General features: G+C 60.3%; 23 protein-coding genes. 14 read left to right on the top strand and 9 right to left on the bottom strand.

The genetic code is table 11. From position 1 onward, the window contains the following. The first annotated feature begins 89 nt into the window (after positions 1–89). The 7 genes from BM341_RS14255 to BM341_RS14285 all read left to right on the top strand — a co-directional run bounded on the left by BM341_RS14255 (position 90) and on the right by BM341_RS14285 (position 6,980). On the top strand, positions 90–554 hold the full coding sequence (locus BM341_RS14255; RefSeq protein WP_089796738.1) for an SUF system Fe-S cluster assembly regulator: 465 nt from the start codon (positions 90–92) through the stop codon (positions 552–554). 72 nt (positions 555–626) lie between these two features. Then, complete coding sequence (gene sufB, locus BM341_RS14260; RefSeq protein WP_089796739.1) at positions 627–2,069, top strand: Fe-S cluster assembly protein SufB; 1,443 nt, start codon at positions 627–629, stop codon at positions 2,067–2,069. 70 nt (positions 2,070–2,139) lie between these two features. Beyond that, positions 2,140–2,892, top strand: coding sequence for a Fe-S cluster assembly ATPase SufC (gene sufC, locus BM341_RS14265; protein ID WP_089796850.1), 753 nt, complete (start codon positions 2,140–2,142; stop codon positions 2,890–2,892). Further along, the gene (gene sufD, locus BM341_RS14270) at positions 2,889–4,247 is read left to right on the top strand and encodes a Fe-S cluster assembly protein SufD (RefSeq protein WP_089796740.1); all 1,359 of its coding nucleotides are present in this window, start codon (positions 2,889–2,891) and stop codon (positions 4,245–4,247) included. The genes sufC and sufD overlap by 4 nt, the downstream gene beginning before the upstream one ends. 30 nt (positions 4,248–4,277) lie before the next feature. After that, complete coding sequence (locus BM341_RS14275; protein WP_089796741.1) at positions 4,278–5,537, top strand: cysteine desulfurase; 1,260 nt, start codon at positions 4,278–4,280, stop codon at positions 5,535–5,537. Positions 5,538–5,545: 8 nt separating this feature from the next. Beyond that, the gene (sufT, locus tag BM341_RS14280; RefSeq protein ID WP_089796742.1) at positions 5,546–6,118 is read left to right on the top strand and encodes a putative Fe-S cluster assembly protein SufT; all 573 of its coding nucleotides are present in this window, start codon (positions 5,546–5,548) and stop codon (positions 6,116–6,118) included. Between the two features lie 34 nt (positions 6,119–6,152). Continuing rightward, entirely contained in the window at positions 6,153–6,980 is an 828-nt protein-coding gene (locus tag BM341_RS14285) for a SanA/YdcF family protein (protein ID WP_089796743.1), read from the top strand. Here BM341_RS14285 and BM341_RS14290 read toward each other — a convergent pair. The 4 genes from BM341_RS14290 to BM341_RS14305 form a co-directional block, all read right to left on the bottom strand. Beyond that, a complete protein-coding gene (locus tag BM341_RS14290) occupies positions 6,874–7,314 on the bottom strand; it encodes a hypothetical protein (RefSeq protein WP_089796744.1) in 441 nt (146 codons plus the stop codon). The genes BM341_RS14285 and BM341_RS14290 overlap by 107 nt on opposite strands. A gap of 112 nt (positions 7,315–7,426) precedes the next feature. Then, complete coding sequence (rimK, locus tag BM341_RS14295) at positions 7,427–8,335, bottom strand: 30S ribosomal protein S6--L-glutamate ligase (RefSeq protein ID WP_089796745.1); 909 nt, start codon at positions 8,333–8,335, stop codon at positions 7,427–7,429. Between the two features lie 30 nt (positions 8,336–8,365). Then, positions 8,366–8,803 (bottom strand): ATP-dependent zinc protease family protein, encoded by a 438-nt coding sequence (locus tag BM341_RS14300; protein WP_089796746.1) that lies wholly within the window; start codon positions 8,801–8,803, stop codon positions 8,366–8,368. 88 nt (positions 8,804–8,891) lie between these two features. Continuing rightward, a complete protein-coding gene (locus BM341_RS14305) occupies positions 8,892–9,944 on the bottom strand; it encodes a DUF3549 family protein (protein ID WP_089796747.1) in 1,053 nt (350 codons plus the stop codon). 327 nt (positions 9,945–10,271) lie between these two features. Between BM341_RS14305 and BM341_RS14310 the strand changes: the two genes are divergently transcribed. The 5 genes from BM341_RS14310 to BM341_RS14330 all read left to right on the top strand — a co-directional run bounded on the left by BM341_RS14310 (position 10,272) and on the right by BM341_RS14330 (position 13,385). Further along, positions 10,272–11,030, top strand: a complete 759-nt coding sequence (locus tag BM341_RS14310) for an amino acid ABC transporter substrate-binding protein (protein ID WP_089796748.1) — start codon at positions 10,272–10,274, stop codon at positions 11,028–11,030. A 16-nt stretch (positions 11,031–11,046) separates the two neighbouring features. Continuing rightward, complete coding sequence (locus BM341_RS14315; protein ID WP_089796749.1) at positions 11,047–11,721, top strand: amino acid ABC transporter permease; 675 nt, start codon at positions 11,047–11,049, stop codon at positions 11,719–11,721. Beyond that, on the top strand, positions 11,718–12,476 hold the full coding sequence (locus tag BM341_RS14320; RefSeq protein WP_089796750.1) for an amino acid ABC transporter ATP-binding protein: 759 nt from the start codon (positions 11,718–11,720) through the stop codon (positions 12,474–12,476). The genes BM341_RS14315 and BM341_RS14320 overlap by 4 nt, the downstream gene beginning before the upstream one ends. Positions 12,477–12,544: 68 nt before the next feature. Next, entirely contained in the window at positions 12,545–12,877 is a 333-nt protein-coding gene (locus BM341_RS14325) for a YqcC family protein (protein ID WP_089796751.1), read from the top strand. Positions 12,878–12,884: 7 nt separating this feature from the next. Continuing rightward, on the top strand, positions 12,885–13,385 hold the full coding sequence (locus BM341_RS14330) for a gamma-glutamylcyclotransferase family protein (RefSeq protein WP_089796752.1): 501 nt from the start codon (positions 12,885–12,887) through the stop codon (positions 13,383–13,385). 91 nt (positions 13,386–13,476) lie between these two features. On the opposite strand, the gene BM341_RS14335 is transcribed toward BM341_RS14330, so the two are convergent. Next, entirely contained in the window at positions 13,477–14,094 is a 618-nt protein-coding gene (locus BM341_RS14335) for an OmpW/AlkL family protein (protein WP_089796753.1), read from the bottom strand. Between the two features lie 286 nt (positions 14,095–14,380). Here BM341_RS14335 and BM341_RS14340 point away from each other — a divergent pair, with 286 nt between their 5' ends. Then, positions 14,381–14,674, top strand: coding sequence for a hypothetical protein (locus BM341_RS14340; RefSeq protein ID WP_089796754.1), 294 nt, complete (start codon positions 14,381–14,383; stop codon positions 14,672–14,674). 240 nt (positions 14,675–14,914) lie between these two features. On the opposite strand, the gene putP is transcribed toward BM341_RS14340, so the two are convergent. From putP to BM341_RS14360, 4 genes are all read right to left on the bottom strand, one after another. Then, complete coding sequence (gene putP, locus BM341_RS14345) at positions 14,915–16,405, bottom strand: sodium/proline symporter PutP (protein WP_089796755.1); 1,491 nt, start codon at positions 16,403–16,405, stop codon at positions 14,915–14,917. A gap of 209 nt (positions 16,406–16,614) precedes the next feature. Continuing rightward, positions 16,615–19,812 (bottom strand): bifunctional proline dehydrogenase/L-glutamate gamma-semialdehyde dehydrogenase PutA, encoded by a 3,198-nt coding sequence (gene putA / locus BM341_RS14350; RefSeq protein ID WP_089796756.1) that lies wholly within the window; start codon positions 19,810–19,812, stop codon positions 16,615–16,617. 223 nt (positions 19,813–20,035) lie between these two features. Next, complete coding sequence (locus BM341_RS14355) at positions 20,036–20,854, bottom strand: AraC family transcriptional regulator (RefSeq protein WP_089796757.1); 819 nt, start codon at positions 20,852–20,854, stop codon at positions 20,036–20,038. Between the two features lie 64 nt (positions 20,855–20,918). After that, positions 20,919–21,293 (bottom strand): hypothetical protein, encoded by a 375-nt coding sequence (locus BM341_RS14360; RefSeq protein WP_089796758.1) that lies wholly within the window; start codon positions 21,291–21,293, stop codon positions 20,919–20,921. Between the two features lie 1,085 nt (positions 21,294–22,378). On the opposite strand from BM341_RS14360, the gene BM341_RS14365 reads away from it, so the two are divergent. Beyond that, on the top strand, positions 22,379–23,038 hold the full coding sequence (locus BM341_RS14365) for a recombinase family protein (RefSeq protein WP_089796759.1): 660 nt from the start codon (positions 22,379–22,381) through the stop codon (positions 23,036–23,038). Positions 23,039–23,327: the final 289 nt, after the last annotated feature.

Here is a 23,327-nt window from a genome sequence, read left to right on the forward strand (position 1 = left end):
GCTTCACATCGGAGTGATACAGGACTAAAATGGTCCTCAATTGAATGCGCCGCCTATTACCGGGTGTCGCGCGACCCAGGAGGCCAGGCATGCTCAAGCTCTCGCGGCTGACAGATTATGCCGCCGTGGTATTGGCGCAGATCGCTCGCCATCCAGAGCAGTCTCACGCCGCAGCCGAGCTGGCCGTGGCTGTTCAGCTTCCGCATCCCACCGTCAGTAAAACGCTCAAGATGCTGGTAAAGGCGGGGCTGCTGGTATCGCGCCGCGGGGTGCAGGGCGGCTATTCGCTGGCACGGCCTGCCTCTCACATCACGGCCATCGATATCATTACCGCTATCGAAGGGCCAGTGGCGATGACCGAGTGCAGCCAGGCCGATGGCGACTGTGACTTGGCCGCGACCTGTGGGGTCGCCGACAACTGGCAGCGCGTGTCGCTGGGTGTCCGCACCCTGCTCGATAGTGTGACCCTGGCTCATCTGGCGGATACGTCACCTATCAAGCTGCCGGTGCAGCTACCTATTCAAAGCGTGAGCCTGGCCAGCGACATGGCTTGAGCCCACAGAACCGGATTCACGACCCGAGGCGAGCGATGCTCGCCAGGCCAACTGCCCGGGAGGGGAAACATCATGGCAACGCAGGAAATGGAACAGCTCGTCCGTCGCGAGTACAAGGAAGGTTTCATCACCGACATTGAAAGCGACACGGTCCCGCCAGGCCTTGACGAGAGCACCATCGCCTTCATCTCCCACAAGAAGGGCGAGCCGGAGTGGATGCTCGAGTGGCGCCTGAAGGCCTATCATCAGTGGCTTAAGATGACGCCTCCTTCCTGGGCGCACCTGGATTATCCGCCGATCGACTACCAGTCGATCTCCTATTACAGCGCGCCCAAGCGTCCCGAGGACATGCCGCAGAGCCTCGACGAGGTGGACCCCAAGCTTCTCGAGACCTATGAGAAGCTCGGCATCCCGCTGCACGAGCGTGCGGCACTGGCCGGGGTGGCGGTAGACGCGGTATTCGACTCCGTCTCGGTGACCACGACCTTCAAGGAAAAGCTGCATGAGGCCGGGGTGATCTTCTGCTCCATGTCCGATGCGATTCGCGACTATCCCGAGCTGGTCAAGCAGTACCTGGGAACGGTCGTGCCTCAGGGTGATAACTATTTCGCAGCATTGAACTCCGCGGTATTCACCGATGGCTCCTTCGTCTTCATACCCGAGGGTGTGACTTGCCCGATGGAGCTGTCCACGTATTTTCGCATCAACGAAGCCAACACCGGTCAGTTCGAGCGCACGCTGATCATCTGCGAGAAGCAGGCCCAGGTGTCCTATCTGGAAGGCTGTACCGCGCCGATGCGTGACGAGAACCAGCTGCACGCGGCCGTCGTCGAACTGGTCGCGCTGGAAGACGCCTCGATCAAGTACTCCACGGTGCAGAACTGGTACCCGGGCGACGAGAACGGCAAGGGCGGCATCTACAACTTCGTCACCAAGCGCGGCGACTGCCGTGGCGATCGCTCGCACATCAGCTGGACCCAGGTCGAGACCGGCTCCGCGATCACCTGGAAGTATCCTTCCTGCCTGCTGCGCGGCAAGGACAGCATCGGTGAATTCTATTCTGTGGCGGTCACCAACGGTCGTCAGCAGGCCGATACCGGCACCAAGATGATCCATATCGGCGAGGGCACGCGCTCGACGATCGTCGCCAAGGGCATTTCCGCCGGCCGCTCCAACCAGTCCTACCGGGGGCTGGTGAAGATTGGCCCGCGCGCCAAGAACGCGCGCAACTTCACTCAGTGCGATTCACTGCTGATCGGCGATACCTGCGGGGCGCATACCTTTCCCTATCAGGAAATCGGTAACAGCACGGCGACCATCGAGCACGAGGCGACCACCTCGAAGATCGGCGAGGATCAGCTGTTCTATTGCCAGAGCCGCGGCATCTCCGAAGAGGATGCGGTGAACATGATCGTCAACGGCTTTTGTAAGGATGTCTTCCAGGAATTGCCGATGGAGTTCGCGGTGGAAGCCGAAGCCCTGCTCAACGTGACGCTGGAAGGCGCCGTCGGTTAAGACCCGACAGGCGAACCCACGAATATCCCGACGCCGCCGGTGCGGCGTGAATCGAATCAAGGTGATCAACATGCTCGAAGTCAAGGATCTGCACGTCACGGTCGAGGGTTCCGAGATCCTCAAGGGGCTCAGCCTTACCATCAAGGCGGGAGAAGTCCATGCCCTGATGGGCCCCAACGGGGCCGGCAAGTCGACCCTCTCCGCGGTCATCGCCGGCAAGGACGGTTATGAGGTGACACAGGGGTCCATCACCTTCGAGGGTCAGGATGTGCTCGAGATGGAAATCGAGGAGCGCGCCCGGGCGGGCCTGCTGCTGGGCTTCCAGTACCCGGTGGAGATCCCGGGGGTGAAGAATATCTACCTGCTGAAGGCCGCGCTCAATGCGCAACGCGAGGCTCGCGGTGAGGCAGAGATCGCCGCGCCCGAGTTCATGAAGCTGATCAAGGACCAACTGGCCTTCATGAGGATGGATGGAAGCTTCCTGCAGCGCGCCGTCAACCAAGGGTTTTCCGGCGGCGAAAAGAAGCGCAACGAGATCCTGCAGATGCTGGTCCTGCAGCCCAAGCTTGCCATGCTCGATGAGATCGACTCCGGTCTCGACATCGATGCCATGCGAATCGTGGCCGAGGGGATCAACTCCCTGCGCGCCGAGGATCGCGGCATCCTGCTGGTGACGCACTACCAGCGTCTGCTCGACTTCGTGGTGCCGGACAAGGTCCACGTACTGGTTGATGGCCGTATCGTCAAGAGTGGCGACGCCCAACTGGCGCATGAACTTGAAGCCCGTGGTTACGACTGGCTGCTGGAGGAATCTGCCGCATGAGTGATGTGCAACGCTTTCTCGATCGCCTTACCGAGCGCAACGCCCAGCGCACTGCCTCGCAAGGGCCCGAGCCCACCTGGATCGCCGCACGGCGCCAGGCCGGGGCTGCACGCTTCGAGGCGCTGGGTTTCCCCAATCGCCGTGTCGAGGCATGGAAATACACCGATGTGCGCGCCATCGCCAGCGGTGATTTCCAGTTGACGAGCGATGCCGAGTTTTCGCCCGCCACGGCAGCGGCGTTGACCCTGCCGGTGGCGGCGCACCGCCTGACCTTCGTCGATGGCGTGTTTTCGGCCTCGCTGTCACAGCTGGATGACCTGCCCCAGGGCGTGCAGCTGCTGCCGCTCTCCCAGGCGCTGGAAGAGAACCACGAAGCTGTAGGCGGTCCCCTGGGTCGGCTGACCGGCGTTGAGTTCTCGCCCTTTTCGGCCCTCAATACCGCTTTCATGGAAGAGGGCGCCGTGTTGCGTCTGGCCGCCGGCACCGTGGTGGAAAAGCCGATCATCGTGCAATTCCTGTCTCGTGCCAACGACGCCCCGGTGATGAGCCATCCGCGCATTCTTGTCGAGGCCGGCAGTCGCAGCGAAGCCACGCTGATTGAGCATCATATCGGGGAGGCCGCCGCGGCCAACTTCACCAACCTGGTGGAGGAGATCCTGCTCGACCGCGGCGCCATCTTGACGCACTACAAGCTGCAGGAAGCGCCGCTTTCCGACCTGCATGTGGCCAGCATCCACGTCGAGCAGGGCCGCGACAGCCGCTTCACCTCCTTCAACCTGAACCTGGGTGGCGGCCTGGTGCGCAACGACCTGGTGACCGAACTCAATGGCCAAGGGGCCGAGGCCACTTTCAACGGCCTCTTCTACGGTCAAGGCCGCCAGCACGTGGATAACCACACCCTGGCCAACCACAACGCGCCGCGTACCTTCTCCAACGAGAACTACAAGGGCATTCTCGATGACCGTGCCCATGGCGTGTTCAACGGCAAGGTCGTGGTCAAGCGCGACAGCCAGCAGATCGAAGGTTTCCAGAGCAATGCCAACCTGCTGCTCTCTGACCGCGCGCACATCGATGCCAAGCCCGAGCTCGAGATCTACGCCGATGATGTGAAGTGCTCTCACGGCACGACCACGGGACAGCTCGACGAGGAGGCGATCTTCGCCCTGCGCACCCGCGGCATCGATGAGCAGACCGCGCGGGGTCTGCTGACCCTGGCCTTTGCCGGCGAGGTGCTGGAGCAGGTGACGCTGGACGCCGTATCCGAGCGTGTCGAGCTGGCCGTGGCCGGCAAGCTGCCCGAGCGCTTCAATCTGGCCGGCCTGGTAGAAACCGCCGTCGCGCTTGGCGAAGGATGAGCGCGTGAGCCACGACATGAGGAAGCAGCCATGACCGATCTGGCCACCCGACGTCCTCTCGAGATTCCGGCACTGGATGTGGCTGCCGTGCGTGCGGATTTTCCGATCCTCGCGCGCGAGGTGCACGGCAAGCCGCTGGTGTATCTCGACAATGCGGCGACTAGTCAGACACCGAGACAGGTGACCGAGGTGTTCAGTGACTATTTCGGTCGCTACAACGCCAATATTCACCGCGGCCTGCACACTTTATCCGATGAGGCCACGGCGGCCTTCGAAGGCAGCCGTGAAACGGTGCGCGCCTTTCTCGGTGCTCGTGAGACCCGCGAGATCATCTTTACGCGCGGTACCACCGAGGCGATCAACCTGGTCGCCAACAGTTGGGGGCGCGCCAACCTCAAGCCCGGCGACGAAGTGCTGGTGTCACGCCTCGAGCATCATTCCAATATCGTGCCCTGGCAATTGCTGGCAGCCGAGCTCGGGTTCACCCTCAAGGTGATCCCGGTCGACTCGCGCGGTGTGCTGGACCTCGAGGCCTACCACGCGCTTTTCACCGAGCGCACCCGTCTGGTAGCGGTAAATCATGTGTCCAACGCCTTCGGCACCATCAACCCGGTGCGTGAGATGGCAGCGGTGGCTCACGAGCACGGCGCACGAATCCTGATCGACGGCGCCCAGGCCACGCCGCACCAGCCGGTGGACGTGGTCGCGATCGATGCCGATTTCTATGCGTTCTCTGGCCACAAGGTCTATGGGCCGACCGGTGCCGGCGTGCTGTATGGCAAGGCATCTCTGCTCGAGGCCATGCCGCCCTGGCAGGGCGGTGGCGAGATGATCAAGACGGTATCCTTCGAGTCGCCCACCACCTTTGCCGGCATACCGCACAAGTTCGAGGCGGGCACGCCGGCGATTGCCGAGGTGATTGCCCTGGGCAGGGCACTCGAATGGGTGCAAGGGGTCGGTCTGGACGCCATCGCGGCCTGGGAAGCCAGGCTGCTGGCGCATGCCACGACGCAGGTATCGCGCATCGATGGCCTGCGCCTGCTGGGGACGGCGCCGGACAAGGCGGGGGTGCTGTCGTTTGTCGTCGAAGGAGCTCATGCCCAGGATATCGGCCTGCTGATCGATCAGCTCGGCGTGGCGATTCGCACCGGCCATCATTGTGCCCAACCGTTGCTTGCGCATTTCGGCGTGGATGCGACCTGTCGTGCGTCGTTTGCCGCCTACAACACCCTGGAGGAGGTCGACGTCTTCGTCGAATCTCTGGAACGGGTCATCGGCATGGTGCGCTAAGGAGGCCCATGAGTGATATCGAGCAGTTAACTGGCCTCGTGCGGGGGCAGACCCTGCCGCTCCAGCGCGATGTCGAGGCCATCTCCATTCCCTTCGGCAAGACCGTGACCCTGCCGGAGGACAGCAGCGTCAGCGTGATGCAGGCCAAGGGCAGCTCGGTGAGCGTGGGATTCGAGGGCCGACTCTACCTGATCGAGGGTTCCCAGCTCGACGCACTAGGCCTCGAGGCGCTACCCAGGCCCACCCTGCCCGAAGACGCTACCGAAGATGAAATCGAGCAGTTCGTCTGGGACCAGCTGCGCACCTGTTTCGACCCCGAGATTCCGGTCAATATCGTGGATCTGGGGCTGGTTTATGGCTGCCGAATCGAACGGCTGATCAGTGGCGAACGGATGGTCACCATCCGCATGACCCTGACCGCTCCCGGCTGCGGGATGGGCGATGTGATTGCCGCTGATGCCCGCAACAAGATTCTCGGCGCTCCACAGATCAGTAAGGTCCACACCGAGATTGTCTTCGACCCGCCCTGGAGCCGTGAGATGATGAGCGACGAGGCAAAATTGGCACTGGGTATGTTCTAGCGCTTCTTGTTGTCGCCTGGCCCCGGAACTCCCGATGCATGCGCTGTGGTGGAAAGTCTTCAAGAGTTTGCTGATGTCGCTGGGCGCCCTGATGCTGCTGCTGGGGTTGGTGCTGGTGGGGGCGAACCTGTGGGTACTGGGCAGCACCCGGGGACTGATCGAGCAGGAACTGCCGATGTGTAGCCGGGAACGGGTCGGCATCGTGTTCGGTACCTCTCACTGGACCCGCAGCGGTATGCGCAACCCCTATTTCGAGAGTCGCATGGTGGCCGCCGCGCACTTGGTGCACAGCGGTCGGGTCCATCATCTGCTGCTTTCCGGTGACAACAGTACCCGCTACTACAACGAACCGATCACCATGTGGCGCGACCTTCGCGATCGGCAGGTGCGTGATGTGGACATGACGCTCGATTACGCGGGATTCAGCACGTTCGATACGCTGGCGCGTGCGCGGGATGTGTTCGGCGTTGAGCGCGCCTTGCTGATTACTCAGACCTGGCATCTGCCACGCGCGCTGTTCATCGGTAAGGCGCTGGGGCTCGAGGTCAGCGGTTGTGCTGCCGTGCCCGGAGATCCGGTTAGCGGGCTCTGGCGCATCAAGGCGCGTGAATGGCTGGCACGGGTGGCGACGCTGGGGGATCTTTATCTGTGGGGGAGGGAGCCTTATTTTCTGGGGCCCCAGGAGCCGCTCAAGATCTTTCCGCGCCGTTGGCAGGCCTCATGGCAAGCCAGCGAAAATCGGAGAGAACTGGGGGTCAGTGCTTCTGCTTTTGCAATGCGTAAAGCTCACGGATCAGCGAACGACAGCCTTTCCAGCACTCTTCTATCACCGGCTCGAGAGGGTCGGGGAGAGGGTGAGTGAACAGCGTCGATAGCGCCTGCATCAGCACGCGTTCCTGCTCGAGGAGTTCACCGATGACTACCTGGCTTTCGTTGCCGACGAAGCTTTTCAGACGGCTCCACAGCCACAGGTAATCGTCACGCTCAACATCGGCATCGCGCGGCAAGAGATCGAGATGCGTGCGCGAGAGTTCCTGCAACGCCTGCAATGAATTCGCCCGTTGCTCGTAGTGCGGCTTCAGGGTGTCGCGCAGCGTCGGCTTCAGGCGTTCCAGATTGTCCTGAAAATAATCGATGCTGTCGGCCAAGGCTTCGAGAGCGCTGTCCATCGCCACTTGGCGATTGTCGAGAAACATGGATGGTCACCTCCTCCGGTGACGCAGATTGTGCGTGGGTGAACGGTGTTTTGCTACCCCTGAGCCGGATAAATTTGTGCCATTTTCCTCTGCTCGTTACCTAAAACCTATATCAACCGTTCGGCTTGGTGGGTGTCTTGCGCGGAGCAATGGCGTTCTTCTCGATATGCTCGATGATCAAGCCGGCGATATCCCGGCCAGTCGCGGTCTCGATCCCTTGTAATCCCGGCGAAGAGTTCACTTCCATGATCACCGGACCGTGATTGGAGCGCAACAGGTCGACCCCGGCAACACGCAACCCCATGGCCTTGGCGGCGCGAATCGCCGTGGAACGCTCTTCAGGGGTGATGCGGATCACACTGGCGGTTCCGCCACGATGAAGGTTGGAGCGAAACTCGCCATCGGCGGCCTGGCGTTTCATCGATGCCACCACCTTGTCACCGACCACCAGGCAGCGAATGTCGGCCCCGCGTGCCTCCTTGATGTACTCCTGGACCATAATGTTGGCCTTCAGGCCCATGAACGCCTGGATAACGCTCTCGGCGGCCTGGTTAGTCTCGGCCAGTACCACGCCGATGCCTTGGGTGCCTTCCAGCAACTTGATCACCAGCGGCGCGCCGCGAACCATGGTGATGAGATCGGGGATGTCGTCCGGTGAGTGAGCGAATCCGGTGACCGGCAGGCCCAACCCCTTGCGCGACAGCAGTTGTAGTGAACGCAGCTTGTCGCGCGAGCGAGTGATGGCTACCGAGTCGTTGATCACGTAGGTATTCATCATCTCGAACTGGCGCAGTACGGCGCAGCCATAGAAGGTGACCGACGAGCCGATGCGCGGTATCACCGCATCGAAATGCTCGATCTCCTTGCCCTTGTAGTGGATCGAGGGGTGGTGCGAGGCGATGCTCATATAACAGCGCAGGGTGTCGACCACCCGGGCGGTGTGACCACGTTGTTCAGCCGCCTCGGCCAGTCGGCGAGTCGAATAGAGATTGCGGTTGCGCGACAGCAGTGCGATATGCATGCGGAACTCCGGGTCGATGGCCAAGAAGCGTCAGGGTTCGCCATGCAGGAAGGCAGCACCGGGAGCCACCAGCAGGCGGCGCAGGGCACGGCGGCCGAGCAGCATGGGGTGGCGCATGTCGCGCCGGTCGGTAAGGCTGAGTTCCAGCGGAAATTCCAGGGCGCCCAGGCGCATGGGCGTTCGAATCACGTAACGCCACTCTGCCTGGCCGTTGGAGCTGCGAACCTGGCGCCGGTCGTGCAGATGCAGCTTAAACACGTGCGGGGGCGTGTGTGGCCCGCCACTACGCGTGGTGAAGCTGACCCATAGGCGATCGTCTTCTTCGAAGGATTCGATGTCCTCGGCATGCAGCGCCGAGGTTCGCGCGCCAGTATCGGACTTTGCACAGAGCGTGATGCCAAGCTCAGGCAAGGTCACCATTTCGCGACGGCCGATGACCGCCCTGGCCTGGTATGGCAGTTCCTTCATCGTATTCTCCGAAAAGGTGTCACGGGAATGTGTGCTGGGGAAGTCTGGCGATGTAAACCGATTCGAGGTGCAGCTGGCGCGCAGGCAATCAGTGTTTGTCGAGCGCCTGGTTGCGAGCCGTGCCAAGACCGGCCAGCCGGCGGCCGATGGCTGTGTCTGGGGCCGCCTCGCGCAGGGTCATGAGCAGTGGCAGACGCAGCCGTGGAATCACCGCGAGATCGCGGGCCACGCTCATGAAATCCGTGTCGTGACGCTCGGCCAGGCGTGCCAGAAAGCGCGGCAGGCGCTCGGCATGTTCCAGATGCGGCCAGCCGCGCCCGGCAATGGCGGCGAGCAGATCGGGCCCGCAGGCGTTCGGGTCGTCGAGCAGGTCGTCGAACCAGGCGCCGGCGATCTTGCGATCGGCGCCACCGATGGCGCGCACGCAAGCACAGAAGGTCTCGATGTCCCCGCTTGCGGCGGCCTGTTCGCCGCGTTCGCGCAAGGCCAGCGCCAGTGCATCGTCGATGACCACATGTTCCAGGCAATAGCACAGCGGGGTCAGCACGTCCTCGGGAAGGTTCGCCAGTCGTGCGGCGAGGTCGCGCGCCTGCGTCGCGTCGTGACGCACTGCGAAATCGGCCAGCCCCTGCAAGCCCAGCGCGCGCCAGTCTACCGCCTGCTGTCCGCTGAGGTAGGCTTCTACAGGCTCCAGATGCTCGCTGGCCGCTTGGCCCATATCCCGATTGGCCCGTGCATGCATCACCGCGCGAAACGGCAGCGAGGGCGTGAAGGCCAGGGGGTTATCCTGCATCAGGTTACCCACTTCATTACGGTCCTCGCGGCCGACGGCCGACACGCTGCGACCAAGCGTCTCGAGCAGGCGTTGGACGAAACCGTCCCGCGGGGCCGCGACAAGCTGGCCCTGCTCGTCGAGCGGTAGCGCGAGAAACCAGATCAGCGGGTCGCGCACGTCGCCCAGGCGAAACACCAGGCCCAGGCGCGCCTCGTTCTGCCACGGCTCGGGCCAGGGCATTTCCCCGGCCTCGAAGGCCGCCAAGGTTTCCAGTGCGCAGGGCTCGACTCGCCGACCCAGATGGTAAAGCCACACCTCGGCGCCGCTGCGGACAAAAAAATCATGAAGGCTGTGGATGGGTTGCATACTGTCTCCCGGACTCGAACCGTGCACTCTACCGCGACGATCACGGACTGTCAGCAGGTACCGACAGTGAGTGTCGCCTCGACGCTGATCAGAAAGTGATCGATAGGCGCAAACACCCGTGTTATCTGGCGAAGCGACGATTTTCCAACGATTATCCACAGGGACGTGCAGGGTTTCTGTGCACGAGTATAGAGCCATACGCAACATCTCGACTCATAACCAACGGCTATTGGCAACTCAACTGGTTACTACCTAGAGTATTTATCCATGAACCCCGAAGAAACTGTTGGTTTCTTCTAGAGCACCCCGTAAATCAGGAGTAAACCCATGCTGCGTTACATGGTCATGACCATCGCCTCTGTCGGCGCTCTCACCTTCGGGGGGCTTGCCCAGGCACAGGAGGAGCCGATCAGGGTCGGCATGTCCGGCGGCTATTTTCCCTTTACCTTCGTCGAGCAGGATAGCTTGAAAGGCTTTGAGGTCGACGTCATGGAAGCTATTGCCGAGGAAATGGGAGGCGATGTCGAGTTCGTCACCGCCAACTTCTCGGGCCTGTTTGGCATGCTCGAGTCCGGCCGAATCGATACCATCGCCAACCAGATCACCATTACCAAGGAGCGCTCGGCCAAGTATGCCTTCACCGACCCCTACGTCTACGACGGCGCGCAAGTGGTGGTCAGAGAAGGCAACGAAGAGATCCAGGGTGTCGAGGACCTCAGGGGCAAGACCGTGGCCGTTAACCTGGGTTCCAACTATGAGCAACTGCTGCGCGAGTTGCCCTACGCTGACGAGATTGACATCCGTACCTACGAAAGCAATATCGAGCAGGACACCGCGCTGGGACGGGTCGATGCCTTCGTCATGGATCGCGTGAGTGCCAGCCAGGTGATTCAGGAGAAGCCGTTGCCGCTGGCCCTGGCCGGTCAGCCGTTCTCCGAGATCCGCAATGCTCTGCCGTTCCGGGATACCGAGTCCGGGCGGGACTTGCGCGACCGTGTCGACGCGGCACTTGATGCCCTGCGCGAGTCAGGCGAGCTCCAGGCCATTTCCGAGCGTTGGTTCGGCACCGATATCACCCAGCCCTAGGAGCTGAGACGCCCCGATGCGCGTTCTCGATTTCGACTACATGCTAGGGCTGGTGCCTATCCTGCTGCGCTATCTGCCCCTGACCCTGCAGATGGCGGCCATGGGCATGGCACTGGCCCTTGTGCTGGCGTGCGGCCTGGCGGTGATCCGCGTGTTACGCATTCCCGGGCTGAACGCGGCCACGCTACTGTTCATCTCGTTCTTTCGCGGTACGCCACTGCTGGTCCAGCTGTTCCTGTTCTACTATGGCTTGCCGCAGTTGTTGGCCTTCCTGACGCAGATCAACGGCATCACTGCGACGATCATGGGGCTGACGCTGCACTTCTCAGCTTACATGGCAGAATCGATTCGGGCCGCCATCGTCGGTGTCGATCGCAGCCAGACGGAGGCTGCCCTGTCCATCGGCATGACCAACGGCCAGCTGATGCGGCGCGTCGTCCTGCCCCAGGCCACGCGCGTGGCAGTGCCCACTCTGATGAATTATTTCATCGACATGATCAAGGCGACGTCGCTGGCCTTCACCTTGGGTGTCACCGAACTGATGGGGGCCACCCAGAAGGAGGCCGCCGGTAGTTTCCTCTATTTCGAGGCCTTTATTACCGTGGCGATCTTCTACTGGGTCATTGTCGAGCTGTTGGCCTGGTTCCAGCGGCGCCTGGAAACCCGGCTCAACGAGGCATATCGCCGATGATCAAGGTGCAGGGACTCGTCAAGCGCTTCGGTGGCGTCGCGGTGCTCGATGGCATCGATCTTGCCATCGAGCAGGGCGAAATCATCGTGGTGATTGGCCCGTCGGGGACCGGCAAGTCGACGCTGTTGCGCTGCCTGAATTTCCTCGAGCGACCCGACGCCGGCTATCTGACCATCGGCGACCTGGCGGTGGATGTCACCAAGGCCAGTCGTGCCGATATTCTCGAGGCCAGGCGGCGTACGGCCTTCGTGTTCCAGAACTATGCGCTATTTGCCAACAAGACGGCGCTCGAGAACATCGCCGAGGGATTGATCGTCGTCAATCGCTGGCCGAAGGAGAAGGCTCATGCACGGGCCCGGGAGATCCTCGAGCGCATCGGGCTGACCGACAAGGCCGATGCTTATCCCGCCTCGCTGTCGGGCGGCCAGCAACAGCGCGTGGGGATCGGGCGCGCCATGGCCGCTCAGGCCGAAGTGATCCTCTTCGACGAGCCGACCTCCTCGCTCGACCCCGAGTGGGTCGAGGAAGTGCTGGCGCTGATGAAGCAGCTGGCCCAGGAGCGTCAGACCATGCTAGTGGTGACCCACGAGATGGGGTTCGCACGCGACGTGGCGGATCGCGTTATCTTCATGGAGGGCGGCCGCATCGTCGAGCAGGGGCCGCCTTCGCGGCTGTTCGGTGACCCTCAGGACCCGCGTACCCGCGATTTCCTGCGTAAGGTGCTGGCCAATCAGGTCTCGCTTGACGCGACATGACGCCACGGCTGGCCAGCCACGGCCTCAAGCAGGGATAATGGGGCATTTTCGGGAAAGAGACTCGTTCCATGACCGTGCACGATGAACTCGACGCCGCCCTGCGCGAGCTCGAAGCCACCATGAAAGCCAACAACCTCTGGCGGATGGAGCGTCCGCCAGAACACGCCTTTACCAGTCTTCAGCCATTCTGTATCGACACCATGGCACTGCCCCAGTGGCTGCGCTTCGTCTTTATCGTGCGCCTGGAAGCGCTCGTGCAGGCTGAGGCCGCCATGCCGGCCAAATGCGATGTGGCGCCTGCGGTGGAAGCCTACTTGATGCAGGAAGGCGCCAGCAGCGTCCAGCGACTGCTGATGCGCCAGGCGGTCGAGAAGATCGACCGCCTGGTCACCGATAACTGAGGTCGCCATGCCCTGGTACTTTGCTTATGGCAGTAACATGAATCCTGCGCGGGTCGCGGCGCGTATCGGGGCGACCCGCCGAGTAATGGCAGGAGTGCTGCACGATTACAGCCTGCGCTTCGACAAGGCGTCGAAAGTCGCAGGTATCGCCCATGCCAACGTGGCCGCTGTCGTCGGCGAGCGTGTCGAGGGCGCGCTTTTCGAACTGGAACGTCCCGAGCAGATCCAGATGATGGATCCCTTCGAAGGCTATCCTGACGATTATCAGCGGCATCGGCTGGCGGTCTCCACCCGCGAAGGCGATATCGAGGCCTGGGTCTATATTGCCACGCCCGGCACCACCGCGACGGCGCTGCGTCCGGCAAGAGAGTATCTTGACCACCTGCTGGCCGGCGAGCCCTACCTGAGCCGCGCCTATCATGCCCGACTCGCCGGCGTGGAGGCCGTGAGTGGGCTCGAGGAGGTCGCACTAACGGCCCTTGGGCTCTCACGACTTACGCCTCGCTAACGTTTTTCTCCTGGCGCAACGAGTTAGCGCAACGCATTAAGGCCCGCCATTCGGCGGGCCTCGTTGTCGGTGCGTTTTTGGTGAGTAGCGATCAGAAGCGGAAGGTGACGCCTCCGCCGAGGGTCATCGGGTCGATCTTGGCTTTGCCCAAGTCGCCCGCTCCCGAAAGGGAGACATCGGGGTCGACATCGGCGTAGTTGACGAAGCCGTTGAGCATGAAGTTATGCGTCACCGCAAGATCGATACCCAACTGGCCAACGGCGCCATAGCTGTGGTCGACGTCGAGTCCCGAAAGTGTTTCTCCGGTAAAGCGCGTGTAGTTAAGACCTGCGCCGACGTAGGGCTGCACCTTGGATTCCATTCCTCCCATGGGGTAGTAATTGACCATCAGATTGAAGGGAAGACGATCTACGCTGCCCAGAGGACCAGTATTGGCTCCACTGAGGTTATGCTCCACTTTCTCCTGACCAGACAGTTCGATGCCGACCTTGTCGTGAAACAGCATGCCGACTCCGTAGGTCAGGCCGCGCTCGTCACTGACATCGAGATCACCGGCAACATCCACACTACCATTGTCCGAAGTGACCTCGGACTTGGCGACGCCACCACGAACGAACACATCGCCAGCGCTGTAGGCTATGACAGCCTGGCTTGCGGCGACGCAGCCCGCGGTAATGGCGACGGCCGAGAGTAATTTGACAGTATTCATCCTTCGATCCTCTTGTTCCGGGGCGCGACGAGGTCGTCATGCCATGTTCTTCAATACTTATACAAGATTACTATAGAAACACTGTTTGAAAATGTCTTGTAAAAATTTATTATGGGTGTAAGCCCCATGATATACAATGACTATAGGAAAATTAGGAGTTTGGAAAAACTGAAGTGAAGTTTTTCTGTATAAGAATTGTCGTATTTTTAAATATTCCCCTGAAGGCCGTCTCGCGTCATCCCGTAAAATCGACTTGAATGGAGGGCAAGCAATGAGGAGAGCGGACATGATCATCGAGACACGCCAGCAGCAGCCCGGTATTGCCTTGTTAGTGATGCTGGTCGCAGCCGGCCTGGCTATCTGGCTACTACTCGAACCGACACTGCTGCGAGGCTTGTCCTTGCCGCTGAGGTTGCCGCTCATCGGCTTGGGAGTCTGGGCCCTGGGGGCCGCCTTTACCCACGGCATGGGAGTGAAGGTACGCGGTCGCTGGCTCAGGCGAGCCGTCTCCCCGCTGTGGAGCCGACTGGCCCTGGTGGTCTTTGCGCTGACGCTGGTAATTCGCGCCTTGGTGATCTGAGCCAAGCCTGCTTCATGGCCTGAGCAGCGCCGCCAGTTCCAGGCCCTGCTCGTCGGGATGCTCGCTCAGGATTAGCTGCCGGACGAGGCATGCAACAGATGCCCCCACTAGAAGGCCTCGTCGAGGTCAGTAGGTTGATGGTGGCCTCCCTACAGATTCGGTGAGGCGTATAATTAGCAGGCAGCAAAAAGGGCCCCTTCAGGGGCCCCTTTCATTACTCGAAGCGTGGTAAGTGATTGGTTACCGGGTGATATGTTGATACTCACCAGCATCGGCAGTTACGCTGCTCACCACCATGATGGCAATGAACGAAGCGATGAAGCCAGGAATGATCTCGTAGACGCCGGGACCACCCATGAACTCCGCGTTCCAGCCCAGTGAAATCCAGATCATGACAGTGGCGGCACCCACTACCATGCCCGCGATGGCGCCAGCGCCGTTCGTGCGCGACCACATCAGCGACAGGATGATCAGCGGGCCAAACGCCGCACCGAAGCCTGCCCAGGCATTACTGACCAGCGCCAGAACCTGAGAGTCCGGATCAGATGCGATGACGGCTGCCACCAGGCCAACCAGTACGACACAGACGCGGCCGACGCTCACGCACTCCTTGTCCGTTGCCTCTTTACGCAGAAACAGACGATAGAAGTCCTCGGTCAGCGAGGAAGATGACACCAGCAGCTGGCTGGAAATGGTGCTCATGATAGCAGCGAGCAGTGCCGCATAGAGGAAGCCAGTGATCAGCGGATGGAAGAGCAGCTCCGCCAGGATGATGAAGATGGTTTCCGGATCCTCGACATCCATGCCATTACGGATCGCATAGGCCCGGCCGAACACACCCAGAGAAATTGCGCCGATCAGCGAGATGAGCATCCAGCTCATGCCGATGTTACGGGCAACAGGAACTTCCTTCAGCGTCCGGATGGCCATGAAGCGCACGATAATGTGCGGCTGCCCGAAATACCCCAGCCCCCACGTCACCGCAGACAGCCAGCCGATAAAGGTCAGTCCCTCCGTCCACGATAGTAGCGTAGGGTCGACTTCGTTGAGGGTCTGTGACGCCTGGCTGAAACCACCACCGCCTTCTCCAAAGAGCACCACCGCCGGCATGATCACCAGTGCCAGCATCATGATGCAGCCTTGCACGAAGTCCGTCATGCTCACGGCCAGGAAGCCACCGACAACGGTATAGGCCAGCACCACGCCCAGGGTGATGATGATGCCGACGGCGTAGTCGCTCATGCCACCGATGTTGAAGATGCCGGAAAACGCGCTTTCGAACAGCTTGCCGCCTGCCACTAGGCCAGAGGCCGTGTAGACCGCGAAGAAGATCACGATGACGATGGCGGATACCGTTCTCAGCGACATTGCCTGAGTCGGGAACCGGTTTGCCAGGAAGGCCGGAATGGTAATCGCGTTACCATAGTGAACCGTCTGTTCACGAAGACGAGGCGCCACAAGGACCCAGTTGAAGAACGCCCCCACGAGCAGACCGATGCCGATCCAGGCCGAGCCCAGACCAGAGACGAACATTGCCCCTGGCAAGCCCAACAGCAACCAGCCGCTCATGTCTGAAGCGCCGGCCGACAGGGCCGCCACTTGCGGACTCAATCCTCGACCACCCAGCATGTAATCTTCAGACGAAGACGTTGCCTTGCGCATCGCATAAAAGCCGATGGCGATCATGAGCGCAAAATACGCAAACAGACTGATCCAGACACCAATAGCCATAAAACTTCTCCAGTACGTCAGGACGGAGCTAGCTCCGACAGGTTGGCGCGTTTACCGGTTGAATCCGGTAGCGCCCCGCTTCATTTGTTAACTTCGTTTTCTGTTCACGTACCAAGGCGCTACCGCCTGTGACGCCAGCCTTCCTATCTCAATGATCACCTCCTGCCGTTCAGTTTCTGTTCCTTACTGCTTCAAAAGCAAATTTTCATTCAAACCTCTTCACTGCCAAGTGACAACAGTGACGCGTTTCCGCCCAGCGCGGCGGTGTTGATGGTGATGGTCTTTTCATTGGCGAAGCGCAGCAAATAGTGCGGGCCGCCGGCCTTGGGGCCGGTGCCTGAGAGACCTTGGCCGCCAAAGGGTTGCACGCCGACGACGGCGCCGATGATGTTGCGGTTGATGTAGACGTTGCCGACGCGAATCTTTCTGGCGATCTGTTCGGCAAAGGATTCGTTGCGGCTGTGCACGCCGAAGGTGAGCCCATAGCCACGGGCATTGATCGACTCGATCACCTTGTCGATCTCGCTGGCCTTGTAGCGAACGATATGCAGTACCGGGCCGAACTGCTCGCGCTCCAGCGACGCGATGCCATCGATGCGAAACGCCATGGGCGCAACGAAGGTGCCCTCGCTGGTATGGGCGGGATCGAGGTGGGTCTCGGCGACCAGTCGGCCTTCTTTCTTGAGCGTCTCGATGTGGGCCATCAGTCCTTTGCGGGCCTCCTCGTCGATCACCGGGCCGACATCGGTGCCCAGGTCGCGGGGGTCCCCCACGCGCAGCTCATCCATGGCGCCGTCGAGAATCTCGATCACGCGGTCCGCCACGTCCTCTTGCAGGTAAAGCACGCGCAATGCTGAACAGCGCTGCCCCGCACTCTGGAACGACGAACTGATGACATCAGCCACCACCTGCTCGGGAAGCGCGGTGGAATCGACAATCAAGGCGTTCATACCGCCGGTCTCGGCGATCAACGTCGGTAACGGCGCGTTCTCCCGCGCCGTCAGGGCACGGTTGATGATCTGCGCAGTGTCGGTGCCGCCAGTGAACACCACACCGGTCACCCGAGGGTCAGAGGTCAGCACGCTGCCCACCGTGGGGCCATCACCCGGCAGCAGCTGCACTACATCGCGGGGCATGCCGGCTTCGTGAAGCAATTCGATGACGCGATGCGCCACGATCGAGGTCTGCTCGGCGGGTTTGGCGAGCACGGTATTGCCGGACACGGCGGCAGCCACCATCTGGCCGCAGAAAATGGCCACCGGGAAGTTCCAGGGACTGATGGCGGCGAACACGCCCTTGCCGGAGAGCATCAATTCGTTGGATTCGCCGGTCGGACCGGGCAGCACGGTCGGCTCGGCGAAGAGCTCCTCGGCACGCATGGCGTAGTAACGACAGAAATCCACCGCCTCGCGGATCTCGTCGACGCCGTCGGTGAGCAACTTGCCCCCCTCGCGGGAACACAGCGCCATCAATTCGGCCAGGTTGGCTTCCATCAGGTCGGCGAATCGGCGAACGATCGCGGCGCGTTCGGCGACCGGGGTGTCATCCCAGCGCGGGAAGGCGGCCCAGGCAGCATCCAGTGCCTTGGCGGTCTGGTCCTTGGTAGTCCACTGCACGGTGCCCACTGTCTTGCGCCGATCGAACGGGGAGTTGACCTCGTGAGTATTGCTGGGGTCTCTGTCGACCTTGAAGGCGAGCAGCGGGCCTGCCTGGTAGGTCGTCTCCATGTGCTTGGCCATGGCATCCATCAGCGGCTGATACTGACTGCGGATATTGAGGTTTACCCCTCGAGAGTTGCGCCGCTTGGGGCCGTAGATGTCGGCCGGCATAGGGATGCGTGGATTGGCAATCTGTTGGTAATGCCCAAGGGTTTGTACCGGATGCTCGCACAGCGATTCCACCGGCACCTTGGGGTCAACCAGCTGGTGCACGAAAGAGGAGTTGGCGCCGTTTTCCAGCAAGCGGCGCACCAGGTAGGGCAGCAGGTCCTTATGGGCGCCGACCGGGGCATAGATGCGGCAGTAGGTACCCTTGGGGGCGCGCTTGAGAGCGGCGTCGTAGAGGGCTTCGCCCATGCCGTGCAGGCGCTGGAACTCGAACGGGCGCGAGGCTTCGTTGGCCTGTTCGAGAATGGCGCTGATGGTATGGGCGTTGTGTGTGGCGAACTGCGGAAAGATGCGCTCTCGTGTCTGCGCTGAAAGCAGTAAACGTGCACAGACCAGGTAATTGACGTCAGTGCTCGCCTTACGCGTGAACACCGGATAGCCATCGATGCCGAGCTGCTGGGCTTCCTTGATCTCGGTGTCCCAGTAGGCGCCCTTGACCAGGCGCAGGGGAATCTCGTCACCCTGCTGGTCCGCCAGGCGGTTGATGTAATGCAGGACCGGCAGTGCCCGCTTGGCATAGGCCTGAACCACCAGGCCGAAGTGGCCCCAGCCGCGGCACGTCTCGCTCTCGTAGACGGCGCGAAACACTTCCAGCGACAGCTCGAGGCGGTCGACTTCCTCGGCATCGATGGTCACCGCGACATTGCGGTCCCGCGCCATGGCGGCCAATTCGCGCACGGTGCCGACGAGTTCTCTTAATACCTGGTCGCGACGGCCGAATTCGTAACGCGGGTGCAGGGCCGAAAGCTTGATGGAGATCGAGGGGGACGGTGTCTTCGCCGACAGTGCCTTGCTGGTCTTGCCGACCTGCTCGATGGCGCGGGCGTAATCCTTGAAGTAGCGTTCGGCATCGCGACGAGTCCGGGCCGCCTCGCCGAGCATGTCGTAGGAATAGGTATAGCCCTTATCGAACAGGGAACGGGAGCGCTTGAGCGCCTCGTCGATATCGCGGCCGAGCACGAACTGCTTGCCCATGATCTTCATGGCTTCATACATGGCGCGGCGGATCACCGGCTCGCCCATGCGGTTGACCAGCTTGTTGATGAAGTGGCTCGGCTTGCCGTCGCGAGGCTTGTCCAGGCTGACCACTCGGCCGGTCATCAGCAGGCCCCAGGTCGAGGCATTGACCATCCATGACTCGCTCTTGCCGAGGTGGGCATTCCAGTCGGCCGGCCCCAGCTTGTCCTCGATCAGGGCATCGGCGGTGGACTTGTCGGGAATGCGCAGCATGGCTTCGGCCAGGCACATCAGCATCAGCCCCTCATGCGTATCGAGACTGTATTGCTGAAGCAGCTCGTCGATGGTATCGACGGCGGTATCCATGCCGCGGACTTCACGCACCAGTTCGGCCGTCTTGGCGGCGATGCGCTGAAAATCCTGTGGATCGGCATTCAGGGTGTCGATCATATCGTCGACGAAGGTTTCTTCGTCGACGATGTAATGTTCGCTGATGCGGTTGAACAGCGAATCCAAATCCTTCTGCCACATAGTGGCATTCAGCATATTGTTGGAATCGAGCATGAAGGGTCCCAGGTCGAATCGTCAGGCAAGGCATCGCCGCTGGAGGGGCGAAGGTAAGTAGCCGGTCATCACGGCATCACTTTTGACTGTAGGAGCCCAGCAGATGCTCTGCTTGTCGATTCCGCGGCGATTCTTGTCGATTTCACGCCAACTGCTGCCGATGACCTCGAGGCGTTAGACGTTTGTCTAAGTTACTGTTATTGCGCTGAGGCGCATCAGGTTATCAAGACGACAACGGGGGGCTGGCCAGAGCCTGTGCCACCTGCGACCCCTCACGCTGCACGGTGCGCCGCAGGCGGCTGGGCGAATGGCCGAAGGTGTCGCGGCACGCGCGCGAGAGGGCGCTCTGATTGGAAAAACCGGTGAGGGCCGCAATTTCGGTCAGCGGTAGACGACTGTCGTCGAGTAGATGGCGTGCTGCCTCGATGCGCTTGCGACGGACGTATTGCCAGGGGCTGATGCCCACTTGTTCGCGAAACCGGCGGCGGAAATGGGCTTCGCTGAGACACGCCTGGCGGGCCAGGTCGCCAACGCTGAGCCGGTCCGACAGGTGATGTTCGATGTAGCAATCGAGACGCTGCAAGTCCAGGCGCTGGCGCTGGCTGGGTTCAGCGCCATTGGTCAACCGAGCATGCAGGCAACCGAGCAGCGTGGCCGCTAGGCGGTCACTCTGATGGTTATCAGTACGCATGGCCAAGGAGGAAAGCTCGTGCAGCAGGAAGTCGAGATAGCGCCTCAGCGGGTCGTCCAGGGTGAAAAAGCGCGGGGCATCGAAGAGGTGGGAAAGCTCGTGCTGAAAGCCGGTCAAGGCCGGAGCCTGAGCGGGTAGGTCGAGTATCAGTTGCTGGTTGTTGCCCATCCCTGCGTAATAATGCACATGATTGGCCGGAACGATACACCCCGAGAGCGCCGAAATCTCACCTCCGAGCCCCTCGATCTCGAACTCTGCCTGACCTCGCAAGCCGATCACGATCTGATGGTAGTCGTGAGCATGATGGTGGGTAGCGGTATCGAGAGGTATCTTGCGTATAACGCTTGGCATGATAGCTTCCACCCTTGCGGTATGAAGTTTCGATTCTAGCGCATGCGTGGTGGATGTGGATGGCTCATCCTTTCTGGCGGCGATGATCTCTCAGGTCGGTGTGACGGACGAGATGCTCGCGCAGGGCGCGCAGTTCCTCCTGGCCGGCTTCATCCAGCAAGGGGCGGCCTTGGGCGAGTCGCCAGTGGCGGCCGTGCTCCTCCATGAGGCGTCGCGCACGGCGCCGTATGCCATCCAGGTAATCGTCGTGCCGAATCGGATAATCGATGATGGCATTCCACTCGCTTTCACCGACATGGCTTTTCAATGCCTTATCGAACAGGTCGATCAGTTGCTGGGGCTCAGTGCGATAGCGAGGGGTCCCGGAAAGCAGGAGTACGGCCATGACACTGCCGAACAGCAGCAGGCAGACCAGAAAAACGAGGAGGTATAGGGTCATTTCGTCACCCACGGCTCGGTTCGGCGTTGAAGCCTACGGGGGCGGCAGGCGTGCCTCGAAGACAAGAGTTCAGTCAGGTAAGAGAGCGGCCTGGCATGGAGCGGGTGAAGGGCATCAGCTGTCTCCATCACATTGTCTATAAAATCAACTGGTTGCGATTGAGCGGTAACCAACTGAAGCTATTATTCTAGCCATTCCCTAGCCCTGTAGCTGACCATCGTAGCTAGGTGTTGTCTATGAGTCTAGAGTCCTTGGAGGTACTTCACCCCTGGAGCAGCAGCAAGCCCCAGGAGTGTGTGGGATGAATTCAGGTGAGTGAATGCACGTGATCAGTCAGTTCAGCTTGCACCCATTGCAACTGCCTCTCTTCTACAGTTGATGGTGCTGGCGCGCTCCAGTGCCCCGACTTCTCCCTTGGTTTGGGCAAGCTCACCGGAAACATCAGCCCCGAACACTGAGCCCAGAGGCAACAAGAAGAGAAAGACTGAGGCGGCATCCGCTGTTGCCGCGTTGTTCTGCTTCCTTGTGAGTACGTTACTACGCTCGCGCGCATCAAACAGTTGGGCGCGAGTATCTCCACAAGACATTCCTGAATATTCTACGGCGGATACAGATGCTGGGGCCACTGAGCTTGCGCGGCTTGCACAGCCAGTCACAGCCAGCGACATAAGAGCGATGAATAATACCCTGCGGGTGTTCATGTTTAATCCCTTGTTCCCTGGATGTATGTCGCTTATTTTTTGAGCAATTGCTAAGGCAGATTAAATCATTTGGAGACACATGGCATCACTAAATTACTAATACCTTGGTTAAAGGTTGGCTTCTTTACAGGCCCTCGGATAGAACTAATTTGAGATAAATTCCTTCCCTCTGTCCCTGTTTAAGTTATTGAAATAACTGTAAAACTATTTTACCAATACACAATAAACATGTAAATAATTCTCATTTTCTCCCGCACCTTGATCCTACCTATTATAGCTTCACATGGACGTACTACTGGGAGCACGGCCTTAAGGCCTGGATTGCCGTGTTCATATGTCACGATTGAAAATCCTATCGAGTACACCCGTTGTGAATACATCCGGATGAACATATGCGGATGTTCATCATGTAGTGCCAAGAACGACTTCATACGTACTTTTCTCCGAGCATCCACCGATGACCAGAACGCCAGTCGTGCCTGTGAGTCGCTGATATCCTTCACGGAAGAGAAAGGCGCTAGGATCGCATCGTGGTACATCGAGAACGCCAGCGGGACCAACGTCAACCGGACAGAACTAGCGCGACTCATCGATGACTCACAGCCGGGAGACATTCTCCTTGTCGAGCAGGTCGACCGTCTGACCCGACTGACGAAAGGCGATTGGGACAGGCTCAAGGGAGCCATCCAGAGCGCTGGTCTTCGGGTCGTCTCCCTAGACCTTCCCACCAGCCATACAGCCTTGACCGTCAATGCCAATGATGACTTCACAGGGCGCATGATCGATGCTGTCAACGCCATGTTGCTGGACATGCTGGCGGCTGTCGCTCGGAAGGATTATGAGGACAGGAGAAGGCGTCAGGCTGAGGGCATCACCAAGGCGAAGGAACAGGGCCGCTATAAAGGCCGACCAGTGGACGAGCAGAAGCATCGGCGCATTGTCGAGCTGAGGGCTCAGGGCTTCAGCGTTCGCAAGACAGCGGACATCATCGGTTGTGGGATCAGCACCGTTCAGCGGGCCGATAAGCGGGCATCGGTTGGTTAATCAAGGAGTGGATAGGAAGGAGACGCTGAGACAATGAGAAGGGCAGGGCCATGTTGAGCCTGTCTTTATGTCAGCGGTGTATCTTTAAGCTCTAATTTTAAGATCGGTGTTTTAATCTGCTAGTTCGATTACCTGAAATTCTTCATGCTGTTATGTGTAGAATCCTAACTGTGTGGCAAGACAAGCCCACAAAAAAACCAAAAATATACAGACCAGGAGATGCAGCAATGTGGCTGAAACTGGAACGCAGGGGAATCGAAATACGTTTGTGTAGCCTCATCGTTAGGCT

The organism is Halomonas korlensis (assembly GCF_900116705.1).
Lineage (GTDB): Bacteria > Pseudomonadota > Gammaproteobacteria > Pseudomonadales > Halomonadaceae > Halomonas > Halomonas korlensis.